At 66.9% G+C, this 25,443-nt stretch carries 22 protein-coding genes; 4 read left to right on the top strand and 18 right to left on the bottom strand.

Annotated features, from left to right (window positions below):
• Positions 1–13: 13 nt before the first annotated feature.
• Positions 14–1,546 carry an FtsH protease activity modulator HflK gene (hflK, locus tag Q4F91_RS01030; protein ID WP_303333905.1) on the bottom strand — a complete coding sequence of 511 codons (1,533 nt, stop codon included), beginning with the start codon at positions 1,544–1,546 and terminating at the stop codon, positions 14–16.
• A gap of 321 nt (positions 1,547–1,867) precedes the next feature.
• On the opposite strand from hflK, the gene Q4F91_RS01025 reads away from it, so the two are divergent.
• The 3 genes from Q4F91_RS01025 (at position 1,868) to Q4F91_RS01015 (ending at position 5,393) form a co-directional block, all read left to right on the top strand.
• Complete coding sequence (locus Q4F91_RS01025; RefSeq protein WP_303333904.1) at positions 1,868–2,344, top strand: YjiG family protein; 477 nt, start codon at positions 1,868–1,870, stop codon at positions 2,342–2,344.
• Between the two features lie 97 nt (positions 2,345–2,441).
• Positions 2,442–3,557, top strand: coding sequence for a M20 family metallopeptidase (locus tag Q4F91_RS01020; RefSeq protein ID WP_303333903.1), 1,116 nt, complete (start codon positions 2,442–2,444; stop codon positions 3,555–3,557).
• A gap of 678 nt (positions 3,558–4,235) precedes the next feature.
• A complete protein-coding gene (locus tag Q4F91_RS01015; protein ID WP_303333902.1) occupies positions 4,236–5,393 on the top strand; it encodes a porin in 1,158 nt (385 codons plus the stop codon).
• Between the two features lie 184 nt (positions 5,394–5,577).
• Here the strand turns inward: Q4F91_RS01015 and hflX are convergent, their stop codons facing one another.
• The 11 genes from hflX to tyrA all read right to left on the bottom strand — a co-directional run bounded on the left by hflX (position 5,578) and on the right by tyrA (position 17,900).
• On the bottom strand, positions 5,578–6,771 hold the full coding sequence (gene hflX, locus Q4F91_RS01010; protein ID WP_303333901.1) for a GTPase HflX: 1,194 nt from the start codon (positions 6,769–6,771) through the stop codon (positions 5,578–5,580).
• A 58-nt stretch (positions 6,772–6,829) separates the two neighbouring features.
• Positions 6,830–7,090 carry an RNA chaperone Hfq gene (gene hfq / locus Q4F91_RS01005; RefSeq protein ID WP_303333900.1) on the bottom strand — a complete coding sequence of 87 codons (261 nt, stop codon included), beginning with the start codon at positions 7,088–7,090 and terminating at the stop codon, positions 6,830–6,832.
• Between the two features lie 380 nt (positions 7,091–7,470).
• Complete coding sequence (gene der / locus Q4F91_RS01000; protein WP_303333899.1) at positions 7,471–8,820, bottom strand: ribosome biogenesis GTPase Der; 1,350 nt, start codon at positions 8,818–8,820, stop codon at positions 7,471–7,473.
• A 166-nt stretch (positions 8,821–8,986) separates the two neighbouring features.
• On the bottom strand, positions 8,987–10,135 hold the full coding sequence (gene bamB, locus Q4F91_RS00995; RefSeq protein WP_303333898.1) for an outer membrane protein assembly factor BamB: 1,149 nt from the start codon (positions 10,133–10,135) through the stop codon (positions 8,987–8,989).
• Positions 10,136–10,305: 170 nt separating this feature from the next.
• Entirely contained in the window at positions 10,306–10,944 is a 639-nt protein-coding gene (locus Q4F91_RS00990) for a tetratricopeptide repeat protein (protein ID WP_303333897.1), read from the bottom strand.
• A gap of 74 nt (positions 10,945–11,018) precedes the next feature.
• Positions 11,019–12,305, bottom strand: a complete 1,287-nt coding sequence (gene hisS, locus Q4F91_RS00985; RefSeq protein ID WP_303333896.1) for a histidine--tRNA ligase — start codon at positions 12,303–12,305, stop codon at positions 11,019–11,021.
• 122 nt (positions 12,306–12,427) lie between these two features.
• Complete coding sequence (gene ispG / locus Q4F91_RS00980; protein WP_303333895.1) at positions 12,428–13,678, bottom strand: flavodoxin-dependent (E)-4-hydroxy-3-methylbut-2-enyl-diphosphate synthase; 1,251 nt, start codon at positions 13,676–13,678, stop codon at positions 12,428–12,430.
• A 67-nt stretch (positions 13,679–13,745) separates the two neighbouring features.
• Positions 13,746–14,933: a helix-turn-helix domain-containing protein gene (locus tag Q4F91_RS00975; RefSeq protein WP_303333894.1), complete on the bottom strand. Its 1,188-nt coding sequence runs from the start codon at positions 14,931–14,933 to the stop codon at positions 13,746–13,748.
• A 29-nt stretch (positions 14,934–14,962) separates the two neighbouring features.
• Positions 14,963–16,183, bottom strand: a complete 1,221-nt coding sequence (gene rlmN, locus Q4F91_RS00970; RefSeq protein ID WP_303333893.1) for a 23S rRNA (adenine(2503)-C(2))-methyltransferase RlmN — start codon at positions 16,181–16,183, stop codon at positions 14,963–14,965.
• Positions 16,183–16,608, bottom strand: coding sequence for a nucleoside-diphosphate kinase (ndk, locus tag Q4F91_RS00965; RefSeq protein WP_303333892.1), 426 nt, complete (start codon positions 16,606–16,608; stop codon positions 16,183–16,185). Before ndk ends, rlmN begins: the two co-directional genes overlap by 1 nt.
• 197 nt (positions 16,609–16,805) lie before the next feature.
• Entirely contained in the window at positions 16,806–17,900 is a 1,095-nt protein-coding gene (gene tyrA / locus Q4F91_RS00960; protein WP_303333891.1) for a bifunctional chorismate mutase/prephenate dehydrogenase, read from the bottom strand.
• A gap of 363 nt (positions 17,901–18,263) precedes the next feature.
• On the opposite strand from tyrA, the gene Q4F91_RS00955 reads away from it, so the two are divergent.
• A complete protein-coding gene (locus tag Q4F91_RS00955) occupies positions 18,264–18,857 on the top strand; it encodes a hypothetical protein (protein ID WP_303333890.1) in 594 nt (197 codons plus the stop codon).
• 85 nt (positions 18,858–18,942) lie between these two features.
• Here the strand turns inward: Q4F91_RS00955 and rlmD are convergent, their stop codons facing one another.
• From rlmD to phoU, 6 genes are all read right to left on the bottom strand, one after another.
• Positions 18,943–20,412 (bottom strand): 23S rRNA (uracil(1939)-C(5))-methyltransferase RlmD, encoded by a 1,470-nt coding sequence (rlmD, locus tag Q4F91_RS00950; protein ID WP_303333889.1) that lies wholly within the window; start codon positions 20,410–20,412, stop codon positions 18,943–18,945.
• A 276-nt stretch (positions 20,413–20,688) separates the two neighbouring features.
• The gene (locus Q4F91_RS00945) at positions 20,689–21,570 is read right to left on the bottom strand and encodes a M23 family metallopeptidase (protein ID WP_303333888.1); all 882 of its coding nucleotides are present in this window, start codon (positions 21,568–21,570) and stop codon (positions 20,689–20,691) included.
• 37 nt (positions 21,571–21,607) lie between these two features.
• A complete protein-coding gene (surE, locus tag Q4F91_RS00940) occupies positions 21,608–22,387 on the bottom strand; it encodes a 5'/3'-nucleotidase SurE (RefSeq protein WP_303333887.1) in 780 nt (259 codons plus the stop codon).
• A 139-nt stretch (positions 22,388–22,526) separates the two neighbouring features.
• Entirely contained in the window at positions 22,527–23,852 is a 1,326-nt protein-coding gene (phoR, locus tag Q4F91_RS00935) for a phosphate regulon sensor histidine kinase PhoR (protein ID WP_303333886.1), read from the bottom strand.
• A gap of 2 nt (positions 23,853–23,854) precedes the next feature.
• Positions 23,855–24,589 (bottom strand): response regulator, encoded by a 735-nt coding sequence (locus Q4F91_RS00930; protein ID WP_303333885.1) that lies wholly within the window; start codon positions 24,587–24,589, stop codon positions 23,855–23,857.
• 153 nt (positions 24,590–24,742) lie between these two features.
• Complete coding sequence (phoU, locus tag Q4F91_RS00925; RefSeq protein ID WP_303333884.1) at positions 24,743–25,435, bottom strand: phosphate signaling complex protein PhoU; 693 nt, start codon at positions 25,433–25,435, stop codon at positions 24,743–24,745.
• Between the last annotated feature and the right edge of the window lie 8 nt (positions 25,436–25,443).

Genomic DNA, 25,443 nt, shown 5'->3' with positions numbered 1-25,443 from the left:
GCACAGTCTTATTTTAGCTCTCTACTAATAAGGCCGCGTAGGCCCTCTCCGCCGCAGTGGCCTGCTCGGCCTCGGTCTTCGCCTGCGTCTGCGTGGCGGCGACGATCTTGTCGAGCGGCAGATAGAGCAGGTTCGAGCCGGACTGCTGGTCCACGTAGATCTTGGAGACGTTCGAGTAGATCTCGCGCATCGTGTCGAGATAGATGCGGTCGCGGGTCACCTCGGGCGCCTTCCTGTACTCGGTGAAGACGGCGCTGAAGCGGTCCGCGTCACCGCGGGCCATCTCGGTCACGCGCGCCTTGTAGCCCTCGGCCTCCTCGGTGAGGCGGCTCGCCGTGCCCTGTGCCTTCGGGATCACGGCATTCATGTAGGCTTCGCCCAGGTTGATCGAGCGCTCGCGGTCCTGACCGGCCTTGACGGCGTCATTGAAGGCGGCCTGCACCTGCTCGGGCGGCTGCGCGTTCTGGATGGCGACGCTCATCACCTCGATGCCGGTGCCGTAGCGGTCCAGCATCGTCTGCATGGAGTTCTTCACGGCCTCGGCGATCTCGGCCTTCGACTCGAAGAGCACGCTGTCCATGGTCTTGCGGCCCACGACCTCGCGCATGGCCGACTCGGCGGCCTGCGTGACCGAGGTGTCGGGCGCGCGGGTGTTGAAGAGGAATTCCTTCGCGCCGAGACCGGACTTGATGCGGTACTGGACGTTGAACTGGACGTCGACGATGTTCTCGTCATCGGTGAGCATCAGCGCCTCGCGCAGACGGTCAGTCGTGCCGCGCATGCCGATCTGGGTCGTGCGGACGCTGCTCACGTCAACGAGCTCGACCTGCTGGATCGGGGCGGGGATGTGCCAGTTGAAGCCCGGGCCCGCGGACTTTTCGTAGCGGCCGAAGGTCGTCACGACGCCGGTCTGGCCTTCGGGGACGATGTAGAAGCCGCTCACGGCCCAGCCGATCAGGACGCAGAGGGCGAGCACGCCGACGCCGATGTTGCCGCCCTTCTCGGGCATGCGCACCGGGGGCTTCGGGAAGCTGCGGCCCATGAAACCGCCGCCCGTGCCGCGGCCGCCGCTGCCGGCGCCGCCCTGGCGGGGCTGCTCATCACGGCGTTCCTCGCGGCGCTCGTCGCGACGATCGTCGCGGGAGTCGTACTGCGGACGGGATTCCTCCTGCGGGCGCTCCTCGCGGCGCGGCTCCTCGTCATCGCGCGAGAAGTCGTCGCGGCTCTTCAATTTGCTCAGCTGATCGTTCGCGCCGCGGCCCTTCGACTGGCCCGCGGGATTCATGATCGTGTTGATGAGGTTCGTGAACTCGCCCCACAGACGGTCGAGGTCCTCCTCGCGCTCGCGGTTCTCGCGCTTCGTCTGCTCGGCGAGCGTCTCGGGGCGGCCCTTGCGCTCGTCGCGCGCATCCTCGCCGCCGCGGGCCTGGTCATCCTGCCCGCGCTCGTTCTCCGCGTCGGCGCGGTCGCGCGCCTCGCGGTCCTCTTCGTTTTCCTTCTGCGGCTCGCTCGAGCCGCGGCCCCATCGAGGGTCATTCAGCGACATAAAGTCTCTCCGATCGGGCGGCCGCGTCCCCTGCCTCCTCACCCGGATTGTCGGGCGGGTCGTGCGTCCGGGACGTCCTTTCCCTATGGTCAGATTTTTAAGTGTGCTGATTTTAGCCAATCACCGCGGGTCTCCTGATTGATTTCACCTTCCCGCTTGCAGACGCATACATCTTTGAGGCAATCGGGATCGGTGCTCGAATGAGGCTTCACTTTGCGCACCGTTTGCGCAATACTCTGCACCAAATTCGAACACCGCCCCCGTCCGCGCCGCTCAGAGGCCCGGACGACGGGTCATCTCGCCCCGAAGGAACACCACCAAATGCACAGCGCACAGGCAAAGAATCCCATGATCACCGACGTCTTCGTGAAAGGCGCCGTTCAGGGCTGGAACATCTCGGTCACCTCGACGGTGCCGAACGTTCTCATGGCCTTCGTGATCATCAAGATCCTCAACCACTCGGGACTTCTGACGATCATCGGCGACCTCTTCGGGCCCCTGATGGCGATCTTCGGCCTGCCGGGCGAGGCCGCCACGGTGCTCCTCGGCGCCTGGATGTCGATGGGCGGCGGCGTAGGCGTGGCGATTGCTCTCTATGATCAGTCGATCCTCGACGGCACGATGCTCGCGGTCATGGCCCCCTCGATCTTCCTTATGGGCTCCCAGGTCCAGTACATGGGCCGCTGCCTCGGCGTGATCGGCATTGAAGGCCGCCGCATTCCCGTGATCATGGCCGTGCCCATCATCGTCGCGCTCCTCTCGCTCTGGGTGATGCGCCTCATCGTGCTCGGCAGCTGATCCGTTCACGGCGACTGAAAAAAAGATTTCGGACCGGTAATCAACGACTGCCGTCCGCGCCTCACTGCGCCCGGACGGTCTGGAGAAAAAGAAGCAAATGTCCATTCTTGACGATTATCTGAAGGACCTCGCCCCGCTCGTCAACCTCGACTGCGGCACGGCCACCATCCCCGGCGTCACGCGCGCCGCGGAGATCATGAAGGGCTACTTCGACTCGATCGGCTTCACGACCGAGATCGTCGACCTCGGCGACAAGGCCGGCCACGCGCTCATCGCCCGCAACAAGCCCGACGCCGACCACATCGACGTGCTCCTGAACGGCCACCTCGACACCGTCTTCCCCGAGGGCACCGCCGCCGCGCGTCCCTTCACGGTCGAGGGCGACGTCGCCCGCGGCCCCGGGTGCTCGGACTGCAAGGGCGGCGTGCTCGCCGCCTACTACGCCTGCAAGCTCGCCGACCCGAAGGACCTCGAGCGCCTCTCGATCTGCTGCGCCTTCAACCCCGACGAGGAGACGGGCTCGAAGAACTCCCACGAGTGGCTCGCGAAAATCGGCGAGAAGGCGAAGTGCGCCCTCATCGTCGAGGCCGCGCGCGCCGGCGGCGAGCTCGTCCGCTCCCGCAAGGGCGTGGGCGACTACACCGTCACCTTCCACGGGCGCTCCGCGCACGCCGGCAACAACCCCGAGGCCGGCTGCAACGCCAACATCGCCGCGATGCGCTTCGCCCTCGCCGCCTATGAGCTCGCCGACAAGGAAGTGGGCACCACCGTCAACCCCGGCGTCGTGAAGGGCGGCACCGCCGTCAACGTGATCCCCGATCTCGCCACGGTTCAGATTGACATCCGCTACTGGTTCGACGAGGACGGCGACAAGCTCGAGGCGGGGCTGCGCGAGCTCGCCTCCCGCACCTGGGTCGAGGGCGTCACGCAGGACTTCGTCCGCTCGAGCCGCATGCCCGCCATGCCGCTCTCCGAGGCGACGAAGGGGCTCGTGGCGAAGATCACCGAAGCCGCGAAGATGGCCGGCTTCGACGCGAAGTGGGTCGACGCCGGCGGCGGCTCCGACGGCAACCGCATCGCCAAGGCCGGCATCCCGGTCGTCGACGGCTGCGGCCCCGCGGGCGCCAACTTCCACACCGACCGCGAGTACCTGCGCCTCGACACCGTCGAGGAGCGCATCGCGATGCTCGTGAACTTCTTCAAGCTTGTCTGAGCTCTGAAGCACTGAGCCCCACGGGACTCACCGCTGCCCTCCCAGGAAGGCCCGGATCGCAAGGTCCGGGCCTTTTCGTCGCCCGTCACTATTGCACTCACGCACATCATTGTTATTGAACTCAAGACCAACAGCTTCGGCAGCGTCCAATTCGCCTCTCTCTTGGACTCACACCGCGCTCCCTCATGAACCTTGCTGAAGTTCAGGGGATTTTTATTGCACCGGGGCGCCTCCCGGTCTGCAGCATTTATCAGGCATATATTATTGCATTTTAATAATTAATATCATTCCCCATTGTTGGATTTTACGGAAAATACGAGAGACGTATCGGAATGTAAATGAACTTAACCGATTGATAACCTGAGTCATAAGATGTTTTTTGTTGTTTTTCAGGTACATACGGTTTTCTTATTGGACATTGATTTTTATGAATTAGTCCTTATTGGACAAAAAATCCTCAATCACCTCCACCAAAAACAGATAACATGCACGCCGTCAGTCAGGAACGTCGTGCACTTGAACTCGGCGGATCTGAAGACCCCTCTCCGGCGAGGCGGATGCATTCCGTTTTCGCCGGAGCAACCATTTCTCCGACGCCCCTCCCGTCAAGGCTGTATGTAAGAGACCTCCGGGAAAAGAAGCGGGCGACGGAATCGTTCTACAAAGGACTTGCAAATCATGAAAAAGACTCTTGCTGCGCTCGCAGTTCTCGGTGCCTTCGCCGGCTCCGCGGCCGCCGCTGATGTCCAGATCTACGGCGAGATCGATACCGGTCTCAAGTATCAGTACACGGAGACCGACACCTTCACCGAGAGCGGTGACGACGTGAACACGTTCGAGATGGCCAACGGCATCAACAACGGCAGCCGCTTCGGCATCAAGGGCACCGAGGATCTCGGCAACGGCCTCAAGATCGGCTTCAAGCTCGAGAACGGCTTCAACTCCGATGACGGCACGCTCGGCTATGAGAGCCGCCTCTTCGGCCGCGAAGCGAGCGTCTCGCTCTATTCGAACTACGGCACCCTGTCCATGGGCCGCATGGGCGGCCTCGGCTCCTCCGCCGGCACCTATGACATCGTCTACGCGATCGGCGACGCCTTCGACGGCGGCGACGAGTTCGCCTGGGGCCTTGCGCACAGCTCGCGCTACGACAACATGATCACCTACCAGTCGCCGAAGTTCTACGGCCTGCAGGTGACGGCCCAGTACTCCTTCAAGGAGAACAGCAAGAGCGGCGACGGTGAAGAGGGTCGCTCGACCGCCAACCGCTATGCAGCCGCCGCCATCACCGGTGAGTACGGTCCCGCTCAGTTCGTCCTCGCCTATGAGCTCCAGAAGCACTCCACGCTCATCCGCGGCAACGGCTTCGAGCCCGACGACGGCAACACGGTCTACCTCGGCGGCAACTACGACTTCGACGTCGCCAAGGTCTTCCTCATGGGCCAGTACTACACGGGCCTGCGCAGCCTCGACTTCATGGGCCTCGACGAGGTCACCGGCCTTGAGGACAACGGCGCGCTCTTCGCCGCGAGCGAGACCGGCGCCGAAGGCTTCGGCCTGCACCTCGGCACGATCGTCCCGATGTTCGGCGGCGAGCTGACCGTCGGCGCCTACTGGAGCGACGGCTCGGTGTCGGACGTCCAGAACATCGGCGACGTGGACTTCACGTACTACGGCGCTGCGGCCCGCTACTGCTACCCGCTCAGCACCCGCACGACGATCTACACCGGCCTCGGCTACAGCGAAGCCTCGGTTGACAAGTATCAGTCGAGCCAGAACCAGGATGCCAAGGTCAAGACCGGCGGCATCTACCTCGGCCTCGATCACAAGTTCTGATCGATGCTGAAATCCGGACCGCTGCCGTCCTGGCCCCATTGGTGACGGCCGCGGTCCGGGAGGGACCTGAGGCAGATCCCTCACAAAGAGTCTTCTTTTAAAGCGCTGCCCTGAGCGCCCTGCCCTCAATGACGAAAAGCCCGGAGTTGAACTTCCGGGCTTTCGTTTGTTTGCTGACAGAGACTCAGAGCAGGCTCTCGAGCTCGGCGAGCTCCTCGGCGGCAGTCTTTCTACGGCCGCGCGGGTCGTCGGGGTCGCCCGAGTCGCGGGCCATCTCGACCTCCCAGTCCTCGGGCTCGCGGGGCTCGTTCGGGTGCAGGTCACGCCACTCGTGGGCGAACTCGCTCACGGCCTGCCGGAGCAGGTCGAGACCCTCGCCGGTGAGCGCCGAGAGGAAGACCGCCTTCGGGCGCCCGTCCTTCTCGCGCACGATCTCCGGGGCCTGGCCCGAGAGATCGATCTTGTTGTAGACGAGGATCGTCGGCACGTCGTCGGCCTTGATGTCGGCCAAGACCGAGTTCACCTCGGCGATCTGCTCCTCGCGCACCGGGGACGAGGCGTCCACGACGTGCAGAAGCAGGTCGGCGTGCACCGTCTCGTCGAGGGTCGACTTGAAGGCCTCAATGAGCTGATGCGGCAGTCCCCGGATGAAGCCCACCGTGTCGGTGGCGACAACCGTCTCCTCGTCGTTCAGCCAGAACTTCCTCGCCGTCGTGTCGAGCGTCGCGAAGAGCTGGTCGGCGGCGTAGCTCTCGGCGCGCGTGAGCTTGTTGAAGAGCGTGGACTTCCCGGCGTTCGTGTAGCCGGCGAGCGAGACCGTGATCGAGTCGCCGCGCGAGCGCGCACGGCGCTGCGTGCCGCGCTGGCGCGCGAGGCGCTTCAGCTGATCGCGGAGCTGCTTCATGCGCACGCCGATCATGCGGCGGTCAAGCTCGATCTGCTTCTCGCCCGGGCCGCCGGTCTTGCCGAGGCCGCCGCGCTGACGCTCAAGGTGAGTCCAGCCGCGCACGAGGCGCGTCGAGAGGTGCTCGAGACGGGCGAGCTCGACCTGAAGCCGGCCCTCGCGGCTCTTCGCACGCTGACGGAAGATGTCGAGAATGAGCTCGGTGCGGTCAAGGACCGTGATGCCGAGGATGCGCTCAATGTTGCGCTCCTGGGCAGCGGAGAGGGCGATGTCGAAGACGACGATGTCGGCGCCCGCCTCGAGGGCGAGTTCCTTCAGTTCCTCGATCTTGCCCGAGCCCAGGAAGGTGGCGGGATCAGGCTTCTCGCGCTTGGCCTGCATGAGCCCGACGGGCTCGAGACCGTCCGAGGTGACGAGGAGCCTCAGCTCCTCGGCGGAGTCCTGATAGAAGACGCGGCCGACGGAAACGACCACGAGAAAAGCGCGCGAGACCTTCGTCCCGCGCGTTTCGTCAATCTGGAAATTGGTCAGATCAGTTCTCCGAGGCGTTCTGGGCCGGGGCCTGGGCGTTGGGGTTCATCGCCACGGCGCGCGACGGCACGACGGTGCTGATCGCGTGCTTGTAGACCATCTGCGTGAGCGTGTTGCGCAGAATCACCACGTACTGATCGAAGGATTCGATCTGGCCCTGCAGCTTGATGCCGTTGACGAGGTAGATCGAAACGGGAATGTGCTCCTTGCGGAGGAGGTTGAGGAACGGATCCTGCAGAAGCTGAACCTTGTTGTTAGCCATGATTTGTGTTTTTCTCCGGCGCTGCAGTCTCGCACACCTGCAGGCCTTGTTTAGCTTTTGTTGTTATTGGCTTCCCTCGGGACGAGTCTGTGCGCTGAACCGTCCGTCGATGAGGTTACCGTTGCGGACACTTCGGAGGCGGCCTTGCCCGAAGCGCATTCCCGCGAAACCTGCCCGATAAAAGTCCGGGGGGTCTCTCGGGTGCGTCCGGCTCTCCTTTTTGAAAACATTTGAACCGGTATCGCGCTGAGGCCTCACGTGCCCGTGAAACGCCTACATATTAGCACCGCGCCCGCGGCTTTACGCCGCCGCCCGGACGTCATCGCGGGCGCAATGTTTTCCAACTATTGCGCCCGGTGCCGACGGTGCGGCGCGGAAAATCACTTTTTCCCGTCGTCCTTGACGTAGGGATTGTCCTTCGTGCGGAACTCGATCCTCAGCGGCGTGCCCGAGAGGTTGAACGCCTCGCGGAAGTAGCCCTCGAGGTAGCGGCGATACGACTCGCCGATGTCCTCGAGCGCGTTGCCGTGGATGACGATGACGGGCGGGTTCGAGCCGCCCTGGTGCGCGAAGCGGGGCTTCGGACGGCCGCCGCGGGCGCGCGGGGGCAGCTGGCGCTGCACGGCCTCGAGAAGCGTCCTCGTGAGCTTCGAGGTCGGGATCTTGCGGTAGGCGGCGTCATGCGCCTCGTCGACGGCGCGCATCAGGTGATTGAGGCCGTTCCGCTTCAGAGCCGAGATGCGGATCATGCGGGCCCAGCGCAGGAAGTGCAGCTTCTGCTCGAGCTCGATGTTGAAGCGCTCGCGCTCGTAGCTGTCGAGCAGGTCCCACTTGTTGACGGCGACGACGAGCGCGCGGCCCGAGTCAAGCACGTAGCCCGCGATGTGCGCGTCGCCCTCGCTCACGCCTTCCTTGGCGTCGAGCACGAGGATCACGACGTTAGAGTCCTCGATGGCCTGCAGGGTCTTGACGACGGAGAACTTCTCGACGGCCTCGAAGACGCGACCCTTGCGGCGCAGACCCGCCGTGTCGACGAGCTCGTAGGGACGGCCCTCGTACTCGAAGTCGACCTTGATCGCGTCGCGCGTGGTGCCGGGCATGTCAAAGGCGATCACGCGCTCCTCGCCAATGAGCGAGTTGATGAGCGTGGACTTGCCGGCGTTCGGGCGCCCGGCGAGCGTGACCTTGAGGCGCTTGGGCGCATCGGGATCGGCCTCCTCCTCCTCGGGCTCGTCGTCGGCGGGCGCGAGCTCGAGCGCGAGGTCGATCGCGTCGCGAACGCCCTGGCCGTGGGCGCCCGAGACGAGCCACGGCTCTCCGAGGCCGAGCTCATAGAACTCCGCCTTCGCGGTCTCCGAGAGGCCCTCGGCCTTGTTGACGAGCAGGATCACCGGGCGGTCGGCGCGGCGCAGGTGCTGCGCGATGCGCTGGTCGTGCGGGGTGAGGCCGGTGCGGGCGTCCGTGAGGAAGAGGACGACGTCGGCCTCCTCGATCGCGAGCTCGGCCTGGCCGGCCATGGCCTGCACGATGCCCTCGGTGCGCACGGGCTCGAAGCCTCCCGTGTCGATCACGATGTAGGGGCGCGATCCCACGCGTCCCTGACCGTACTGGCGGTCACGGGTGAGGCCGGGGAAATCCGCCACGATGGCGTCCCGGCTGCGGGTGAGCCGGTTGAAGAAGGTCGACTTGCCCACGTTAGGGCGACCCACGAGAGCGATGACTGGAAGCATGGGGAAAGAAAGGGAAACGGTTAAAAAACTGGTGCTGATTAAAACTGGAAAGGCCGCGCGGAGCGCTCCCCGCGGGGGAACCTCTTCACGCGGCACTTTCGGCCCCGGGGCGAAAGAGCGCCCGGCGGGGGAGTCCGGGACCTCTGGAAGAGGCCCCGGGAAAGGCTTATTCCTCTTCTTCGGCCTGGACGACGTACGCGACGTCGCCCTCCACAGTCTGGAAGACCGCGCCGTAGCCGTACTGGGCGGCCGGGACGGTCACGGCGCCCGAGAGGCTCGTGCGGCCGATCGGGTTGCCCGTGGCGGGATCGAGGAACGTGATGATGCCTTCGTAGTCGCCGAAGGCGAGCGTGGAGCCCACGCGGATGGGCGCCGAGGCGCCGCGGTAGAGGAACTGCTCGTTCACCCACGCCTCGCGGCCGTTCTGGCGGTTGAAGGCATGGATGCGACCGGCGTCGTCCACCTCATAGATGAAGCGGCCGTCGGCCACGGGGCCCGTGACGGCGTCGACCTTCGCGTTCCAGGCGAGACGCCCGTTCTGCGTGCTCATGCAGACGACGTTGCCCTGGAAGGTGGCGGCGCACATGAGCTCCTGGTCAACCCAGGGGCGGCCCACGACGTCAATGAGGCGCTCGACCTCCGTGATGCCCTTCGCCTGGCCGATCACGGCGTCGAAGATCACCTTGCCGTCAGCGGGGTTGAGGGCGAGGAGGCGGCCGTTCGCCTGGCCCACGAGCGCGCCCGCGGGCGACCACGACATCTGCGAGAAGCTCCTCAGCGTGAGCGCCGGGGCCTGGCCCTGATAGTGCCAGAGGCGCTCGCCCGTGATGAGGTCGAAGCCCGTGATGCGGGTGTCGGAGGTCTTCACGATCACGCGGCCCGCGCCCACGAGCGGCGGAACCTCGATGTCGGACGAGAGGCGGGCCTCCCAGACCATCTGGCCCTCGGCGTCGAAGACCTGGATCTTGCCCTTGTCGGTGCCGACGACGGCGTGGCTGCCGTCCGTGCCGACGCCGGCGGTCACCTGACCGTCGGTCTCGACGCGCCAGACCACGTCACCCGTCTGACGGTCAAGGCGCACGACCTGCGACTCGCCGGCGGCGTAGACCGCGGTGTCAGTCACGACCGGGGCGAGGTTGCGCGCGATGGCGTCGCCCACGTTCGTGCGCCAGACGATGCGCGCCTCGGTCGTGCGCGCGAAGTCCGGATAGTCGTGCGGATCATGCGGATCCGTCGAGGAGAAGAGGCCGCAGCCGGCGAGCGGAATCGCGGCAAGCACGGCCGCCGCAAGGGTGAGCGTTTTCTGGAAAGCCATTGTGACCCTGAATAAATATGCGCGAAGCGCGGGAAGAGAAACCTGCCCGCGCTCTTTGCCGGGGATTTTACGAGAAATCGCCGGTCCGTTCGTTCTCTGTCGAGAACCTTTCGCATCGGCGACGCGAGGGGCCTGCGATGAAAGTCCGGGCCCCTTCTCCGCGGCGTTTGTCAGCCTTCCTGAGGCAGCGAGGCGAGTTTGAGCTCAATCACGCGGGCGAAGGGCTCGCTCGGGTTCGTGAGCGCGAGCGCCTGCTCCCAGGCCTCGCGGGCCTCTTTCGTGCTGCCCTTGGCGGCGAGAACATCGCCGCGGCGGTCGAGGACGATGTTCTCCTGCGTCTTCGCGGGCTTCGCGGCGGCGAGCACCGTGAGGGCCTCGTCGAGCTTGCCCTCGTCGAAGAGCACGCCCGCGAGACGGACGCGGGCGAGCGTCTCGTACTCGGCGCGGCCGGACTTCTCGATCACCCAGTTGAGCTTGGCCTTGGCCTCGGCGTAGTTGCCCGCGGAGGCGGCCACGTTGGCGGCGCCGAGGGCGCCGAGCGGCGCGTAGATCGTCGAGCCGTACTCGCTCGCGAGACCCGTTGAGATCGAGCTCGTGTTCTTCGTGTCATTGGTCGCGATGGCCTGCTGGAGCTGGGCGTACATCCCGGCGGCCTTTGCCGTCTGGTTGCGCTGCCACCAGTTCCAGCCGTTCCAGGCGGCGAAACCGAGGCAGCAGACGCAGACGGCAGCCGTCACCGGCGTGCCCCAGCGCTCCCACCAGGCCTTCATTTGGTCAATGCTTTCCTGCTCTTGCAAGTCGTAAGCCATGGCTCAATCTCTTCTTTGCTTCAAAAATTGCAGTGATTTACCGGTGATTTTCCAGTAGATCGGATTCTAACGGGTCAGTGCGCGAGGGCGGCGGCGATCTTCGCGGCGGCGCCTTCGAGCGGCTCGAGCGTCTGCTCGGCGTAGGCCGAGGCGCCGGCGCGCAGGGCCTTCACGCCCACGGTGCCGTTGGCGAGCTCGTCGGCGGTGGCGAAGACGGCCAGAGCGGCGCCCGAGGCGTCGGCCTTCTTCATCTGGCTCTTGATGCTCGCCTCGCCCGGGTGCGTGATCACGCGCACGCCGAGGTCGCGGAGCTCTTCGGAGAGCGCGATCGCCGCGGTCTGGCTCTCGCCGCCGTGGTGGAGCACATAGACGTCGGTCTGCGTGCGCACGGGGACGCTGCCCACCTCGCGCATCAGCTCGATCACGCGCTCCATGCCCATGGCGAAGCCCACGCCCGGGGCGGGACGGCCGCCGAGCATCTCAACGAGCGGATCGTAACGGCCGCCGCCGCAGATCGTGCCCTGGGCGCCGAGCTTGTCCGTGATCCACTCGAAGACCGTGTGGTTGTAGTAGTCAAGACCGCGCACGAGCCTCGGGTTGATCAAGTATTCGATGCCGGCGGCGCTGACGAGCTCCTCGAGGCGATTGAGGAACGCGCGGCTCTCGCTCCCGAGGAAGTCGAGGAGCTTCGGGGCGGCCTCGACCAGGGCCTGCATCTCGGGGTTCTTCGTGTCGAGAATGCGGAGCGGGTTCGTGTAGAGGCGGCGTTCGGCGTCCTCGTCGAGCTCGCCGCGGTGCGCCTCGAAGTAGGCGATGAGCGCCTCGCGGTGCGCCTGGCGCTCGTTCTGGGCGCCGAGCGTGTTCATCTCGAGCTTCACGGGGCCCACGCCGAGCGCGCGCCACATGCGGGCGAGCATCAGGATCATCTCGGCGTCGATGTCCGGGCCGGCCATGCCGAGCGCCTCGGCGCCGAGCTGATGGAACTGGCGGTAGCGGCCGCGCTGCGGACGCTCATGGCGGAACATCGGGCCGCAGTACCAGAGGCGCTGCGTGGTTCCGTAGAGCAGGTTGTGCTCGTTGACGGCGCGGACGACCGCCGAGGTGCACTCCGGACGAAGCGTGAGCTGGTCGCCGTTCATCGAGTCGGTGAAGGAGTACATCTCCTTCTCGACGATGTCGGTCACCTCGCCGACGCCGCGCGTGAAGACGCGGGTGTTCTCCAGGATCGGCGTGCGGATCTCCTGGTAGCCATAGGCCTCGAGGACGCCGACGCACGTCTTCTGCACGTGCTGCCAGATCGGGGCATCCTGCGGGAGCATGTCGTTCATGCCCTTGACGCCGGTGAATTTTTCCTTTGCCATCTTTTTTCTTCGGTTCTGCTTCGATTTACTTCCGGGGCGCCGTCCGGGAGGTCTGTCCAAAAAGACCTCATGACCGGCGCGGGCGTCCCGCGACAATTCCCAAGTGCGCCTCAGCGGGTTCCTCAGGCCTTCAGGCCCCAGGTCTCGCGCACGAAATTTTCAATGATATCCTGAAATTCCCGCGCAATGTCCGCGCCCTTCACGACGCCGGCCTTCTCGCCACGGATGAAGACCGGGGCGACCGGGCTCTCGCCCGAGCCGGGCAGGCTGATGCCGATATCGGCGGCCTTGCTCTCGCCCGGGCCGTTGACGATGCAGCCCATCACGGCGACCGTCATCGACTCGCTTCCCGGGGCGATGCGGCGCCACTCGGGCGCGCGGCACCTCAGGAACCGCTGCGTCTCCTCGGCGAGCCTCTGGAAGAGGTCGCTCGAGGTGCGCCCGCACCCGGGGCAGGAGGTCACCATCGGCGTGAAGCTCCTCAGGCCCATCGACTGCAGGATCTCCTGCGCGACGATCACCTCCTCGGTGCGCGAGGCGCCGGGGGCGGGCGTGAGCGAGACGCGGATCGTGTCGCCGATGCCTTCCTCGAGGAGCACCGCGAGGGCGGCCGTGGAGGCGACGATGCCCTTGCTGCCGATGCCCGCCTCGGTGAGGCCGAGGTGAAGCGCCGCGGTCGTGCGGCGCGAGAGGTCACGGTAGAGCGCGATCAGTTCCTGCACCTCGCTCACCTTGCAGGAGAGCACGATGCGGTTCTCGGGGAGCCCGAGCGCACGCGCGGCCTCGGCCGAGCGCACGGCGCTCTCGACCAACGCGCGGCGCAGCACCGCCTGGGGCGTCACGGGGGCGTCGCTTCTGCGGTTCTCGTCCATGAGCTCCGCGAGGAGCGCCTGGTCGAGCGACCCGCCGTTCACGCCGATGCGCACGGCGGCGCCGTACTTCTTCGCCGACTCGATCATCAGCGCGAAGTTCTCCTCCGCGCGGGATCCCTTGCCGACGTTGCCCGGGTTGATGCGGTACTTCGAGAGCGCCGCGGCGCACTCCGGGATCTCGGTGAGGAGCTTGTGGCCGTTGTAGTGGAAGTCGCCCACGAGCGGCACGTCGATGCCGGCGCGGTCAAGGCGGGCGCGGATCTCAGGGACCGCGCGGGCGGCGTCGGGGGTGTTCACCGTGAGGCGGACGAGCTCGGAGCCGGCGGAAGCGAGCTCCGCGGCCTGCGCGTAGGTCGCCTCGACGTCCGCGGTGGCGGTGTTCGTCATCGACTGAACGACGACGGGGCGGCCGCCGCCGATCGTGACGACACGGCCGGCCCAGCGGACCTCGACGGGAGTGGTGTGATGACGGGTGAGACCCGTCGTGGAGATGACTGCCATAGAGAAACTTCGGCGGCCCCCTTCGGAAGAGAAGGGAAGCCGCCCTCAGGGAGTTCAGAGGAGTTCTTTACTCAATGGCGAAGCGCGAGATGCCGTTCTTCACCGTGTTGGCGAGGCTGTAGGGCTCGCCGTCGATGAAGAGCTGCATCTTGTCGGCGTTGCCGATCGTGAAGCGCGAGCCGTGCGGGATCTCGAACGCAGTGGGCGTGCCGCCCGGCTGCATCTCGCGGGCGACCACGTTGCGGCCGTTGGGCGAGATCACCTGCACCCAGCACGGGCCGCTCACGCGGAACTCGACGCGGTGGATGTTGACGCCGTCGGCGTTGGGCGTGGGATTGGTGGCGGCAGGGGCATCCGCGGGCTGCTGAGCCGCCGTCTGGGCGGCGGAAGCGGCCGGCGCGGCGGCCGGAGCCTGCGCGGGCGCCTGGGGCTGAGCAGCCGCGGGAGCGGGCGCAGGCGCAGGAGCCGGAGCAGGCTGAGCCGCGGGCGCGGCGGGAGCGGGAGCCGGAGCGGGCTGGGCGGCCGGGGCCGGCTGCTCGACGGGCGGCTGCGCGGCCTCGGGCGAGGTCTGCACCGACACCGGGTCGGTGCCGATCGCGGGCGTCGTCTGGCCGTTCGCGGGAGCGGCCTCCGTCTCGGAGGCGCCCGACTCGATCTTCTGGGCTTCGCTGCCCGAGTGCATCTGAGCGAACTGATCCGTGTAGACGGCCCAGATGCCGGCGGCGACGACGGCGACGAGCACCGCGAGGAGCGCGACCTTCAGGCCGCGGTGGCGCGGGGCGCCGCCGATCACTTCCTCGGTCGAGGGCGAGTGCTGCGGGATCTGGCCCACCTCGGCGGCGGACGTGCCGCGGCCGTAGCGGTTCATGAAGTCTTCCTGAAGCGCCTTCGGATCGAGGCCGAGCGTGGAGGCGCAGCCGCGGATGAAGGCGCGGATGTAGACGGGCTCGGGCAGGGCCTCGATGTCCTCCTCCTCAAGCGCGCGGACCTGCGCGACCGAGAGACGGCTGCGCACGGCCATGTCGCCGATCGAGATGCCGAGGTGCTCGCGGGCCTCGCGGAGCTGGGCGCCGAAGCCGCGGGGCGGCTCGGGCACGGGTTCCGGAGCGGGGGCCTCGGGGGCCTCGGCGGCCTCCTCGGCCTGGGCTTCGGCGTTCTCGGCCCCGGACACAGCCGGATTGAAGGTCGGCTCAACGGCGCCCGTGGGCTCCGCAGTCACCTCTTCGGCCTTCTGAGAAGAATTTTCGTCTGCCATATGGAACTCGTCTGCTTCAGGAAAGGGGTTCAGTTCGCGACCGCCGCTCCCCGGGAGGGACGCGAGCGCTGGAGGATGATCGCAGCCTCTGCCTTCTGCTCGGCAAGACGCTCGGCGCGGCGGGTGCGGTCACGCACCTCGCCCGCGAGCTGGCCGCATGCGGCGTCGATGTCGTCGCCGCGCGTCTTGCGGATCGTCGTCACGTAGCCGGCCGCGTTCAGGCGGCGGCAGAAGGCGAGGACCTTCTCACGGTCGGGCTTCGCCAAGTCCGACTGCGGGAAGGGATTGAAGGGAATCAGGTTGAACTTGCACGGCACGTTCTCGCGGCGGACGAGGTCGGCGAGCCGGTCGGCGTCGCGCAGGCTGTCGTTCACGCCGCCCAACATCACATACTCGAACGTGATGAAGTCGCGCGGGGCGTACTTCAGGTAGCGGCGGCAGGCGGCCATCAGGTCCGCGAGCGGGTGCTTGCGGTTGACGGGCATGATCTTGTCACGCAGTTCGTCGTCCGCGGCGTGCAGACTCACCGCAAGCGCCACGGGGGCCGCCTCGGCGAGCTTGTCCATCTGGCGCACGAGGCCGGAGGTGGACACGGTGACGCGGCGGCGCGAGAGTCCGTAGCCGTCGTCGTCGAGGAAAATCTTGAGCGCGCGGATCACGTTGTCGAGGTTCTGCAGGGGCTCGCCCATGCCCATCATCACAACGTTGCTGATCACGCGGTCGTTCGGGTCGGTGATGCCGCGGTCGCGGCGAAGCTCGCGCTCGGCCTGCCAGAGCTGACCGACGATCTCGCTCGTTCGGAGATTGCGGTTGAAGCCCTGCTTGCCCGTCGAGCAGAAGAGGCATCCCATGGCGCAGCCCGCCTGCGAGGAGATGCAGAGCGTTCCGCGGTCATCCTCGGGGATGAAGACGGCCTCGACGGCGTTGCCGTTGCCGACGTCAAAGAGCCATTTGCGCGTCCCGTCGGCGGATTTCTTCTCCGTGAGCGGGGCAGGCGCACGCACCTCCGCGCGCTCCATGAGCTTGGCGCGGAAGGTTTTCGCAAGGTCGGTCATGGCCTCGAAGTCGCTTTCGAGGTGGCGGTGGATCCAGCGGGTGAGCTGGCGGGCGCGGAAGGGCTTCTCGCCGATTTCCGCGCACCATGCCTTCAGACCGGCCGCGTCAAAGTCGAGCAGGTTGACCCGCTCGGCGCCGTTCCCGACGGCGCCGGCGGCGTCATGCGACTGCCCGGAAGCGGTCGCGTCAGTCATCAGCGGCTGTGAATGGCGAGAGCCGGGAAGAAGTAGGCGATCTCGACGGCGGCCGTCTCGGGGGCGTCAGAGCCGTGGACGGCGTTGGCGTCGATGCTCTCGGCGAAGTCGGCGCGGATCGTGCCGGGGGCGGCCTTCTTCGGGTCCGTGGCGCCCATGAGCTCACGGTTCTTGAGGATGGCGCCCTCGCCCTCGAGGACCTGGATCATCACGGGGCCGGAGGTCATGAACTTGACGAGGTCGGCAAAGAAGGGACGCTCGCGGTGAACGGCGTAGAAGCCCTCGGCCTCGGCCTGGGAGAGCTGACGCATCTGGGCGGCGACGATCTTGAGGCCGTTCGTTTCGAAACGGGAGTAGATCTTGCCGATCACGTTCTTCGCAACAGCGTCCGGCTTGATGATGGAGAGAGTGCGCTCAATAGCCATTTGTTTCTCTTCGAAAGAATAAAAAGGGGTTTGGAGGTTGGAGGGAGCGGCGTGCCGCGGCTGACTCCGCAGAAACGGGAGACCGGAGGGCCCGGAGCCTTGGGGCGCCTGAGAAAAGACGCCCTTCATCCCAAGCTAGTGATTCTATCACGGGGGGTTATGGCCCCTTTTTTCACGGATGCGTATTTTGCGAGGAACTATTTCCGCGCCTCGCGCTCCTCCTGGATCGCGCGCAGCATCGCGCCGCTGTCGCGCAGACACGCCTGCGCGAAGTCCCCGAAGAACTCCCTCACGTCGAGGAAGCGCCGGATGAACTCGTTGCGGTCGCGTCCCGAGATGACGATGAGCTCGTTCCAGAGGCTCTCGACGTACTCCCGGATGAGCTCGGTGTTGCGCGGGCTCGCGAGAATGATGTCCGCGTAGAGGTGCGGGTCCTGCGCGAAGAGGCGCCCGACCATGTCAAGCTCGAGCCGGTAGATCGGCGACGAGAGCTCGACGATCTTCGCGAGGTCCGGATGGATCTTCGCGAGGAACGCCCCGTAGGCGTAGGTCGTGAAGTGCCGCAGCGCCTGGATGATGCTCATCGCGCGGTCGTGCTGCTCGGCAGTGCACTCGCAGAGGCGCGCGCCCCAGAGCGCGATCTGCTTCACGAGGGGCTCGCAGGCCGCGTCGTCGCGCCCCGGGCAGATGACGAAGACCTGGCCCGCGTAGCTCCCGACGTCCGGGCCGAACATCGGGTGGAGGCCCACCACGGGCCCCGCGTGGGCCTTGAGCATCGCGTGCAGCGGCTCCGTCTTCACCGAGGTCACGTCGGCGAGCACGGCGTCGGCGGGCATGAGGCCCTTCAGGCGCGCAATGGTCGCCTCCGTCACGTCGATCGGCACCGAGACGATCACGGTTCCCGCGCCCTCGAGGATTTCCGCCGCGCGCGGCCAGTCACTGCGGTCAAGGACGCGCACGGGCCAGCCCGAGCGCTCGAAGTGGCTCCTCAGTCCCCGGCCCATGCCGCCGTTGCCGCCGATGATCACCACCGGGCGCGGCTCGGAGACCGTGGCGGGGAACTTTTCAGTCGGACCGGTCTTCACCGCCTCCCTCGCGATCCGCGAGAGGATCGCCGGATAGAGGCCCTCGGGCAGGCCCACGGCCTCGGGGCGCGCCTGACGCGCCTCGGCGGGCGCCGCGCGCCCGAGCCTGCGGGCGATTTCAAGCCGTCGCGCGACGAGCCGCGCGAGCTCGCGGTCAATTTCCGCGAGTTCCTCCGCTGTTGTCATGTCCTCGTGCTCAAAAGCCACGATGTTCTCCTTCGAACCGGGTGTTCCTCTGCCTTCCCCGCCCGTCCGTCCGTCTCTTTTCTTCTGACGCCGCAGCCGTGGTCTCCGGGCGCGGCGCCGTCGGCGGACCGGGAAAGGGCCTTAATTGTCGCAAAAACGATCTTCCCGCGCCGCCCGGAACGGTCTTCCGATGCCGGCCGGGATCGGCATGGTCTCGGAATTGCTTAGAAAAGTCGATCCTGCCCCTCATGACCTAAGACAACTCACCAATTTTCCGAATCGCGGGCGGCAGGTAAACTTCTGCACCGTTCCGGGGCATTCGTTCAGAAGAAACGTTCCCGGGACCGAAATGACAACGGAGAATGAGAGAGTAGGAGAGCACGCATGACCGGAACGCCCGTTATAGACAAAGTATTCGCCGACAACCTCGGCACCGCCTTCGGCGGCTGCGTCCGTGACCAGTGCGTGAGCCTTTTCTCGCGCGAGATTCCCCGCGCCGCGGGCGTGGACTGGAATCCCCTGCCCTTCATCGGCCGCGAGGCGAAGACCCGCTTCCGCGCCCGCTGGGCCGCGCTTCTGCAGGGCATCGGCCTCTGGGTCGCGCTCACCGAGATCCCTGAGCTCGCCGCCGAGGACAAGCTCTCGCGCAAGATCTCCTCGCAGCTCCAGGCCTACACGGACGCCGTGCTCAAGGCCCCGCTCATCGATCACCTCACCGCCGACGAGGTCCGTGACTACAACCTGCTGCGCCAGCGCTTCATGCGCATGGCCACGATCACGAGCACCCCGCCCTCGAACGACCAGTTCGCCCGCGCCTTCCTCTCGGCCGTCTCGGGCCGCACACCCTCGGAGATCCCCGGGGACCGCATCCTGAAGCTCTCCGCGCAGATCACGCTCGCGGCGAACCTCTTCAGGAAGCTCGCCCGCATCTGCCGCGACGATCCGCAGTCCTACGAGCGGGCCTCGAAGAAGAACTGAGCCTTCCGCCCCCTCATTCAGCACAAAGGCCCCGCCGGCAAGCGCCGCGGGGCCTTTGTTTGTCCTGAGAATTATCCGTGGCGGATCAGGCGCCGTCGGAGAGCGTCATCTTGACATTGTCCGCACCCTCGGCGGCGATCCTGCGCTCGAGCTCCTCGGCCTCGACGCTCTTTTCCGCGGGCTTCTCGCCCGGCTCGAGGAGCGCGATCGACTCGACGTGGCCCGTGTGCGGGAACATGTTCATGATGCCCGCGGCGCGGATGTGCCAGCCGCCCTCGTGGTGGAGCACCGCGCAGTCGCGCGCGAGCGTCGCGGGGTTGCAGGAGACGTAGACGATCCTCGCCGGGCGCTTGTCGGTCTTCGCAAGCACGCGGGCGAGCGCAAGCGCGCCCTCGCGCGGCGGGTCGATGAGGATGCGGTCGATGCCGCCCATCGTCTTCTGCAGTTCCTCCCAGTCGGCCTCGCACCAGGTGAAGAGGTTGCGGGCGCGGAAGACGGTCTTCGCGGCGAGCCCGTTCTCGGCGGCGCCCTGGCGGGCGCGTGCGACGAGCCCCTCGGACCCCTCGATGCCGATCACGCGGCCGGCTCTGCGGGCGATCGGGAGCGTGAAGTTCCCGAGGCCGCAGAAGAAGTCCGCGACCTTCGCGTCGGGCGAGAGGTCGAGCAGGCGGATCGCGCGCGAGACCATGGTTTCATTCAGCTCATGGTTCACCTGCGTGAAGTCCGTCGGCTTGAAGGCGATGCGCACACCGAACTCGGGCAGTTCCAGACCGAGCTTGTCCTCGTTCTCGGGAAGCGCCGCATGCGCGCTCTCCGGGCCCTTGGGCTGGAGCCAGATGTCCACTTCCTTCTCCACGCCGAAGGCGAGGAGCCGCTCGCGGTCCGCGTCCGTGAGCGGATCGAGATGGCGGAAGACGAGCGCCGTGCGGCCGTCGCCGCCCACCGAGACCTCGATCTGGGGCATGCGCTGGCGCATGTCGAGCTTTGCGACGAGCTCGCGCAGCGGATCGATGAGGGCGCTCACCTTGGGCGTGAGGATCGGGCAGACGTGCATGTCGGCCACGTAGGAGGAGCTCTTCTCGTGGAACCCGACGAGGATGCCGCCCTTCTTCGCCACGTCGCGGACCGTGAGGCGCGCGCGGTGGCGGTAGCCCCAGTAGGGACCGTGGATCGGCGGGAGCACGAGCTCGGGCCGGACCTTGCCGATGCGCCAGAGGGTGTCGAGCAGCACGCGCTCCTTGTAGGCCACCTGCGCCGAGGGCTCGAGGTGCTGCATCGTGCAGCCGCCGCAGCTGCCCGGCCCGAGGCCGAAGTTCGGGCACCGGGGCGTGACGCGCATCACGCTCTCGCGGTGCACCTCGGTGACGCGCCCGATGTCGAAGGAGGACTTCGAGCGCAGCCGCTCGTAGGTGACGCGCTCGTTCGGGAGCGCCCCCTGCACGAAGACGACCTTGCCGTCCACATGGGCGATGCCGCGGCCTTCCTGGTCGAGGCGCTCGACGTCAACGGTGAAGAATTCTGGCGTGCGCTCACGCGCACCTTTTCTGCGGCCCATGCCGGTCTCCTTGCTCGGGCCCGCACCAGAGGCGTGCCCGTGATTGTTGTCTCTCTGCTCCCCGCGGCCGTGCGTCCTGAGAGGCCGAAGGCGCCTCAAAGCCGGAGGAACCTTCCGAGTCCTCCCCTTCGGGCGCCTTCCCGGGGCATGCCGCCGGCTTCACCGTCCGTCATCTCCGGAAGGGGGCCGGAGAGAGGGCTGACGAACCCGGGGCGAAAAAAATTAGTTTCCGCGGGAAACCGCGCACTTTAGCGCAGTTCGCCGCGGCGATGGGGATCACTTCCGCACGGGCGGGAGGTACTTCGACGGATCGATGGCCTTGCCGCGCTCGCGCAGTTCAAAGCGCAGCTTCACGCGGTCGGCGTCGGTCTGACCCATCTCGGCGATCTTCTGGCCCGAGCGGACCTTGTCGCCGCGCTTCACGACGATCTTCGAGTTGTGGCCGTAGGCCGTCACGAGGGTCGGCGTGTGCTTGACGATGACGAGGTTGCCGTAGCCGCGCACGCCGGTGCCGACGAAGATCACCTCGCCGTCCGCGGCGGCGATGACGATGCTGCCCGCTTCGCCGCCGATGTCGATGCCCTTGCCGTTCTTCGCGTAGTCCGAGATGACCGGGCCGCGGGCGGGCCAGAGCAGACGCGTGCCGGGGATGATCTCGGGCACGGGCTCGGGGGCCTTCACGGGCTGGGCTTCAGCCTCAGCCGGGGCGGCGGTCTCCGCGGGCGCGGGCTCGGCCGTCTCCGCAGGCTGCGACTGCGTGGGCATGAGCGTTCCCACCGTGATCGGGGCCGAGGTGTCGACGCGGTGCACGCGCACGCCCGGGGCGACAGTCGCGGCGGAGGGCGTCCCGGTGGAGACCGGGAGGTGCAGCACCTGGCCGATCGAGAGCGTCGTCGGATCGACGATGGCATTGAGCTGCATCAGATCCGCCGGGCGGATGCCGTTTCGCTGCGAGATGTTGTAGATCGTGTCGCCGGGAGCGACGGTGTGCGTGCGGCCCGAGTCGATGATGCCGCCCACGGCCGGGCGCTGCTGCACCTCCCCGGAGTTGCGGTCGACGATGGGAACCTGCCCGGGCGGGAGCGACGAGCAGCCCGACAGAATGGCGGCGACGGCCGCCGCGGCGCAGGCAAGGCGCACGGACGAAACTCTGTTCATATCACAATCCACTTTTTTCAAAAAAACTGATCCTGGCTCACTCGGAGAGCACGTCGGGAACGCCGTCCGAGTTGAGCCACTCGCCGGCGAGCGCCACCTGGCGGTGGTTCGTGAGGTCGGTCTGGAGCGGCGTCACCGAGACGAACCCGTGCGAGGTCGCCCAGAAGTCCGTGCCCTCGGAGGCGTCGGAGGGCTTGCCGGCGGCGCCGAGCCAGTAGATCGGGAAGCCCCTCGGGCTCATCTCGCGGATCACGGGCTCCGCGCTCGAGCGGCGGCCGAGGCGCGTGGCGACGATGCCCTTGAGCGCGGCGCGCGGCATGTTCGGAATGTTGACGTTCAGAAGCATCGGCTCCTTCGCGGCGATCGCGGGCTCGGCGAAGCGGTCGACGACGGCGGCCGCCACCTCGGCCGCGGCCTCAAGCTCGCTCCAGCCCTTGTCGATCTGCGAGAAGGCGATCGACGGAATGCCGAAGAGGTGACCCTCGATCGCGGCGGCGACGGTGCCCGAGTACATCGTGTCGTCGCCCATGTTGGCGCCGCAGTTGATGCCGGACACGACGAGGTCCGGACGGTCCTCGAGGAGCCCCGTGAGCGCCACGTGCACGCAGTCCGAGGGCGTGCCCGAGACCACGTAGAGGCTCTCGCCCGGCATGTGCTCGACGGTGAGCGGGCGGTTGAGCGTGAGCGAGTTCGAGGCGCCGGAGTGGTTGTGGTCAGGGGCGACGATGGTGACGCGGCCGAAGCGGCGCATGACGCGCGCGAGCGCATGGATGCCGGGGGCGCGATAGCCGTCGTCGTTCGAGATGAGGATGTGCATGGGATTCCGAATGAGAGTCACGGGCGGGGAGACGCCCTTCGCCTCCCCCTCCTGAAAGTTCGGAATTTTAACGCAGGGGCCGCGCCCTCCCTCCGGCCCCTGCCCTTTCCCTCGCTTTTTCTTACAGTTTCCGTGAGCCTCAGATCTGCTCGCTGAAGACGCGCTCCTCGGGGAAGACCATCGAGAAGGTGCTGCCCTTGCCGGGCGTCGACTCGATGAGGAGCTGGCCGCCGTTGCGGCGCAGGACGTGCTTGACGATCGCGAGCCCGAGGCCCGTGCCGCCCGTGCCGCGCGAACGCCCCTTGTCGACGCGGTAGAAGCGCTCGGTCAAGCGCGGGATGTGCTTCGCCTCGATGCCGATGCCGGTGTCCGTGACCGAGAGCGCCGCGCCCGTGCCCTTGCGCTTCCAGACCACCCGGATGCTGCCGCCCTCGGGGGTGTAGCGCACGGCGTTCGAGACGAGGTTCATCGCGGCCGAGCGGATCTCGTCGGCCTGCCCGACGAGCGAGATGTCCTCGCAGTCGAGCGAGATGTGGTGGTGGTCGAGCGAGAGCGCCCTGCCCTCGCGCACGACGTCCTCGAGAAGCCTCGGCATCGCGATCACCTCGGCGTCGGCCTCGGCCTGGTCGTCGCGGTTCTCGAGGCTCGAGAGGAGGAGCAGGTCATCGAGGAGCGACTTCATGCGCTTGGCCTGCTCGAGCATCAGCGTGCGGTGGTGGTCGACCACCTCCTGGGCGAGCCCCCCGGTCTGACTCTCGAGCTCGAGGAAGCCGCTGATCACCGTGAGCGGCGTTCTCAGCTCATGGCTCACGTTCGCGACGAAGTCGCGGCGGATGTCCTCGACGCGGCGGCGCTCGGTCACGTCATGCGTGACGATCATCATGTGCCGCGCGTCGGGCGCGATCACCGCGACCTCGAGCTGCAGGCCCGCGGGGGTCATCATGTTGTAGCGGTGCGTGAAGCTGCGCTCGAAGAGCCAGTGGCGGAGCCTCTCGTCGCTCACGGCCTCGAAGAAGGAGCGACCGACCTCCTTGGGACGGATGTCGAAGTGCTCGATTGCGCGCTGGTTCACCCACTCGATCCTCCAGCCTTCGCCGAGGATCGTCACGCCCTCCGGAAGAAGGGCGAGCGTCTGGCGGTAGCGCTGGTCGCGCTCGCGGATGCGCCTCGCCTTCTTGTCGTCCTCTCTCAAGAGCGCGCGCCAGAGCACGAGGTTGAAGACGAACACCATCGCCGCGCCGATTGACCAGACCCAGAAGGCCTCCTCGCGGGCCTCGACGATCCAGGCCGCCGCCGAGACGCCGCACAGCAGCACGAACGCCACGGCGAGCCAGGTGTTCGCGGTTCTGAGCCGCGCGAGGCGCTCCTCCGAGTCGGAGGGCACCGGGGCGGCGCTGATGCCGTCGGCGAGCGTCGGAAATACGTTCGACGCGTCCCGCGCGGACTTCTCGTTCTCCGCGCTCATCGTCACTCTCCCGAGCCGGTCTGCTGATTAACGTCGCGGCAACGGTAGCCGACGCCGCGCACGGTCTCGATCAGATCCTCGGCGGCGGTGCCGGCGAGGGCCTTGCGGAGCCTCAGCATGTGCACGTCCACCGTGCGCTCGTCGACGAAGGCGCTCGGCCAAACCTGGTCGAGCAGGTTGGCGCGCGAGAAGACGCGGCCGGGACGGGCAGCGAAGAGCGTGAGGAGCTTGAATTCCTTGGCGGAGAGCTTGAGCGGCACGCCGTCGGCGGTGGCCTCGAACCGGGCCTCGTTCAACCTCAGCGGTCCGCAGACGATGACGTTCTCGGTCTCCTCGGCCTGCGGCGCGGCGGCCGTGCCCGAGTCGTGGCGGCGCAGCACCGCGCGCACGCGGGCGGCGAGCTCGCGCGGCAGGAACGGTTTCACGATGTAGTCGTCGGCGCCGGCGTCGAGACCCGTCACGCGGTCGCTCTCGTCACCGCGCGCGGTGAGCAGAATCACGGGGAGCTTCGCCGTCGCGGGCGAGCTTCTGAGCTCTTTGAGCCAGTCGAGGCCCGAGCGGTCGGGGAGCATGCGGTCGAGGAGCACGAGGTCAGGACGTTCGGCCGCGTAGGCGGCGCGGGCCTCGGCGATGCTGCCCGCGCGGGAGGTGCGGAAACCCTCGGCCTCGCAGACGAAGGCGACGAGCTCGCGGATGGCGGCCTCGTCTTCAACAATCAGGAGCAGTGGAGCGGACATGGAAATCTTTGTGGTGTCTGTGGTTTTTATTTGTGTTCTTATGACAAAGGCCCGGCCGCGCGGAGGGAAACCCTGCCGCCCGTTCCGGGCCTCTGACTGTCTTCATCTGGCGCAGGATTTCCCTCTGCGGGAATCCTGCGCTCAGGGTGAGCATCACTTCGCGGCGTCGTGACGGATGTCCAGGCCCTCGGAAATGAAGACCACGGCTTCGCCGATGTTCTGCAGATGGGCGGCCACGCGGTCAAACGCGCGGTTGATGCGGATGAACTCGAGGCCGTTGTCGATCTCGATCTTGCCCGACTTCATCTTCTCGATCGTCTCGACGAGCATCCCGCGCACTTCGGACTGTACCACCTCGCGGCGGCGCACAAGGGTGCGGGCGCGGTCGGCGTCCACGGTCTCGAGCGCGGCGACCGAGTCATCGGCCATCACCTCGAGGAGCCCGTGCACCTTCATGAGCGAGCCGGCGCAGGTCTTCGCCTCGTCGGAGAGCGGAAGAGCGAGCTTGCGGATGCCCTTGGCGGCGTTGCGGATCTCGTCGCCGAGGCGCTCGAAGTCCGCCGTCATGCGGTAGCAGCCGAGCAGCATGCGCAGGTCGATCGCCTGCGGCTGGCGGCGCGAGATGAGGAGCTCCATGAAGGCGTCGAGCTCCTTCTCCCAGGTGTTGATCAGGGCGTCGCGCGCCATGACCTGCTCGGCCGTCTCGGCCGAGAGCTGCACGAGCGCGTCGCCGGCGTCGTCGAGCTGACGGTGCACGGCGCGGGCCATGTCGAGGATGTTGTTGTGAAGATTCTTCAGATCCTTGTCGAAGGTCTTCACGACGTGCTGTTTTTCGTTGAGCGTCATTTGGTTGA

It is taken from the genome of Sutterella sp., assembly GCF_030539355.1.
GTDB lineage: Bacteria > Pseudomonadota > Gammaproteobacteria > Burkholderiales > Burkholderiaceae_F > Sutterella.
The sequence above is the reverse complement of the archived record's forward strand: the minus strand, read 5'-3'. Positions and strand labels throughout refer to the sequence as shown.

Bases quoted from the DNA above. Each gene is read 5' to 3' on its own strand.
- hfq (WP_303333900.1), bottom strand. From the start codon at position 7,090: ATGGCTAACAACAAGGTTCAGCTTCTGCAGGATCCGTTCCTCAACCTC.
- rlmN (WP_303333893.1), bottom strand. From the start codon at position 16,183: ATGACTGACGCGACCGCTTCCGGGCAGTCGCATGACGCCGCCGGCGCC.
- hisS (WP_303333896.1), bottom strand. From the start codon at position 12,305: ATGGCAAAGGAAAAATTCACCGGCGTCAAGGGCATGAACGACATGCTC.
- ndk (WP_303333892.1), bottom strand. From the start codon at position 16,608: ATGGCTATTGAGCGCACTCTCTCCATCATCAAGCCGGACGCTGTTGCG.
- phoR (WP_303333886.1), bottom strand. From the start codon at position 23,852: ATGAGCGCGGAGAACGAGAAGTCCGCGCGGGACGCGTCGAACGTATTT.
- rlmD (WP_303333889.1), bottom strand. From the start codon at position 20,412: ATGGGCCGCAGAAAAGGTGCGCGTGAGCGCACGCCAGAATTCTTCACC.
- Q4F91_RS00990 (WP_303333897.1), bottom strand. From the start codon at position 10,944: ATGGCTTACGACTTGCAAGAGCAGGAAAGCATTGACCAAATGAAGGCC.
- phoU (WP_303333884.1), bottom strand. From the start codon at position 25,435: ATGACGCTCAACGAAAAACAGCACGTCGTGAAGACCTTCGACAAGGAT.
- Q4F91_RS00955 (WP_303333890.1), top strand. From the start codon at position 18,264: ATGACCGGAACGCCCGTTATAGACAAAGTATTCGCCGACAACCTCGGC.
- bamB (WP_303333898.1), bottom strand. From the start codon at position 10,135: ATGGCTTTCCAGAAAACGCTCACCCTTGCGGCGGCCGTGCTTGCCGCG.
- Q4F91_RS01025 (WP_303333904.1), top strand. From the start codon at position 1,868: ATGCACAGCGCACAGGCAAAGAATCCCATGATCACCGACGTCTTCGTG.
- ispG (WP_303333895.1), bottom strand. From the start codon at position 13,678: ATGGCAGTCATCTCCACGACGGGTCTCACCCGTCATCACACCACTCCC.
- Q4F91_RS00945 (WP_303333888.1), bottom strand. From the start codon at position 21,570: ATGAACAGAGTTTCGTCCGTGCGCCTTGCCTGCGCCGCGGCGGCCGTC.
- hflK (WP_303333905.1), bottom strand. From the start codon at position 1,546: ATGTCGCTGAATGACCCTCGATGGGGCCGCGGCTCGAGCGAGCCGCAG.
- Q4F91_RS01015 (WP_303333902.1), top strand. From the start codon at position 4,236: ATGAAAAAGACTCTTGCTGCGCTCGCAGTTCTCGGTGCCTTCGCCGGC.
- surE (WP_303333887.1), bottom strand. From the start codon at position 22,387: ATGCACATCCTCATCTCGAACGACGACGGCTATCGCGCCCCCGGCATC.
- Q4F91_RS01020 (WP_303333903.1), top strand. From the start codon at position 2,442: ATGTCCATTCTTGACGATTATCTGAAGGACCTCGCCCCGCTCGTCAAC.
- Q4F91_RS00930 (WP_303333885.1), bottom strand. From the start codon at position 24,589: ATGTCCGCTCCACTGCTCCTGATTGTTGAAGACGAGGCCGCCATCCGC.
- der (WP_303333899.1), bottom strand. From the start codon at position 8,820: ATGCTTCCAGTCATCGCTCTCGTGGGTCGCCCTAACGTGGGCAAGTCG.
- Q4F91_RS00975 (WP_303333894.1), bottom strand. From the start codon at position 14,933: ATGGCAGACGAAAATTCTTCTCAGAAGGCCGAAGAGGTGACTGCGGAG.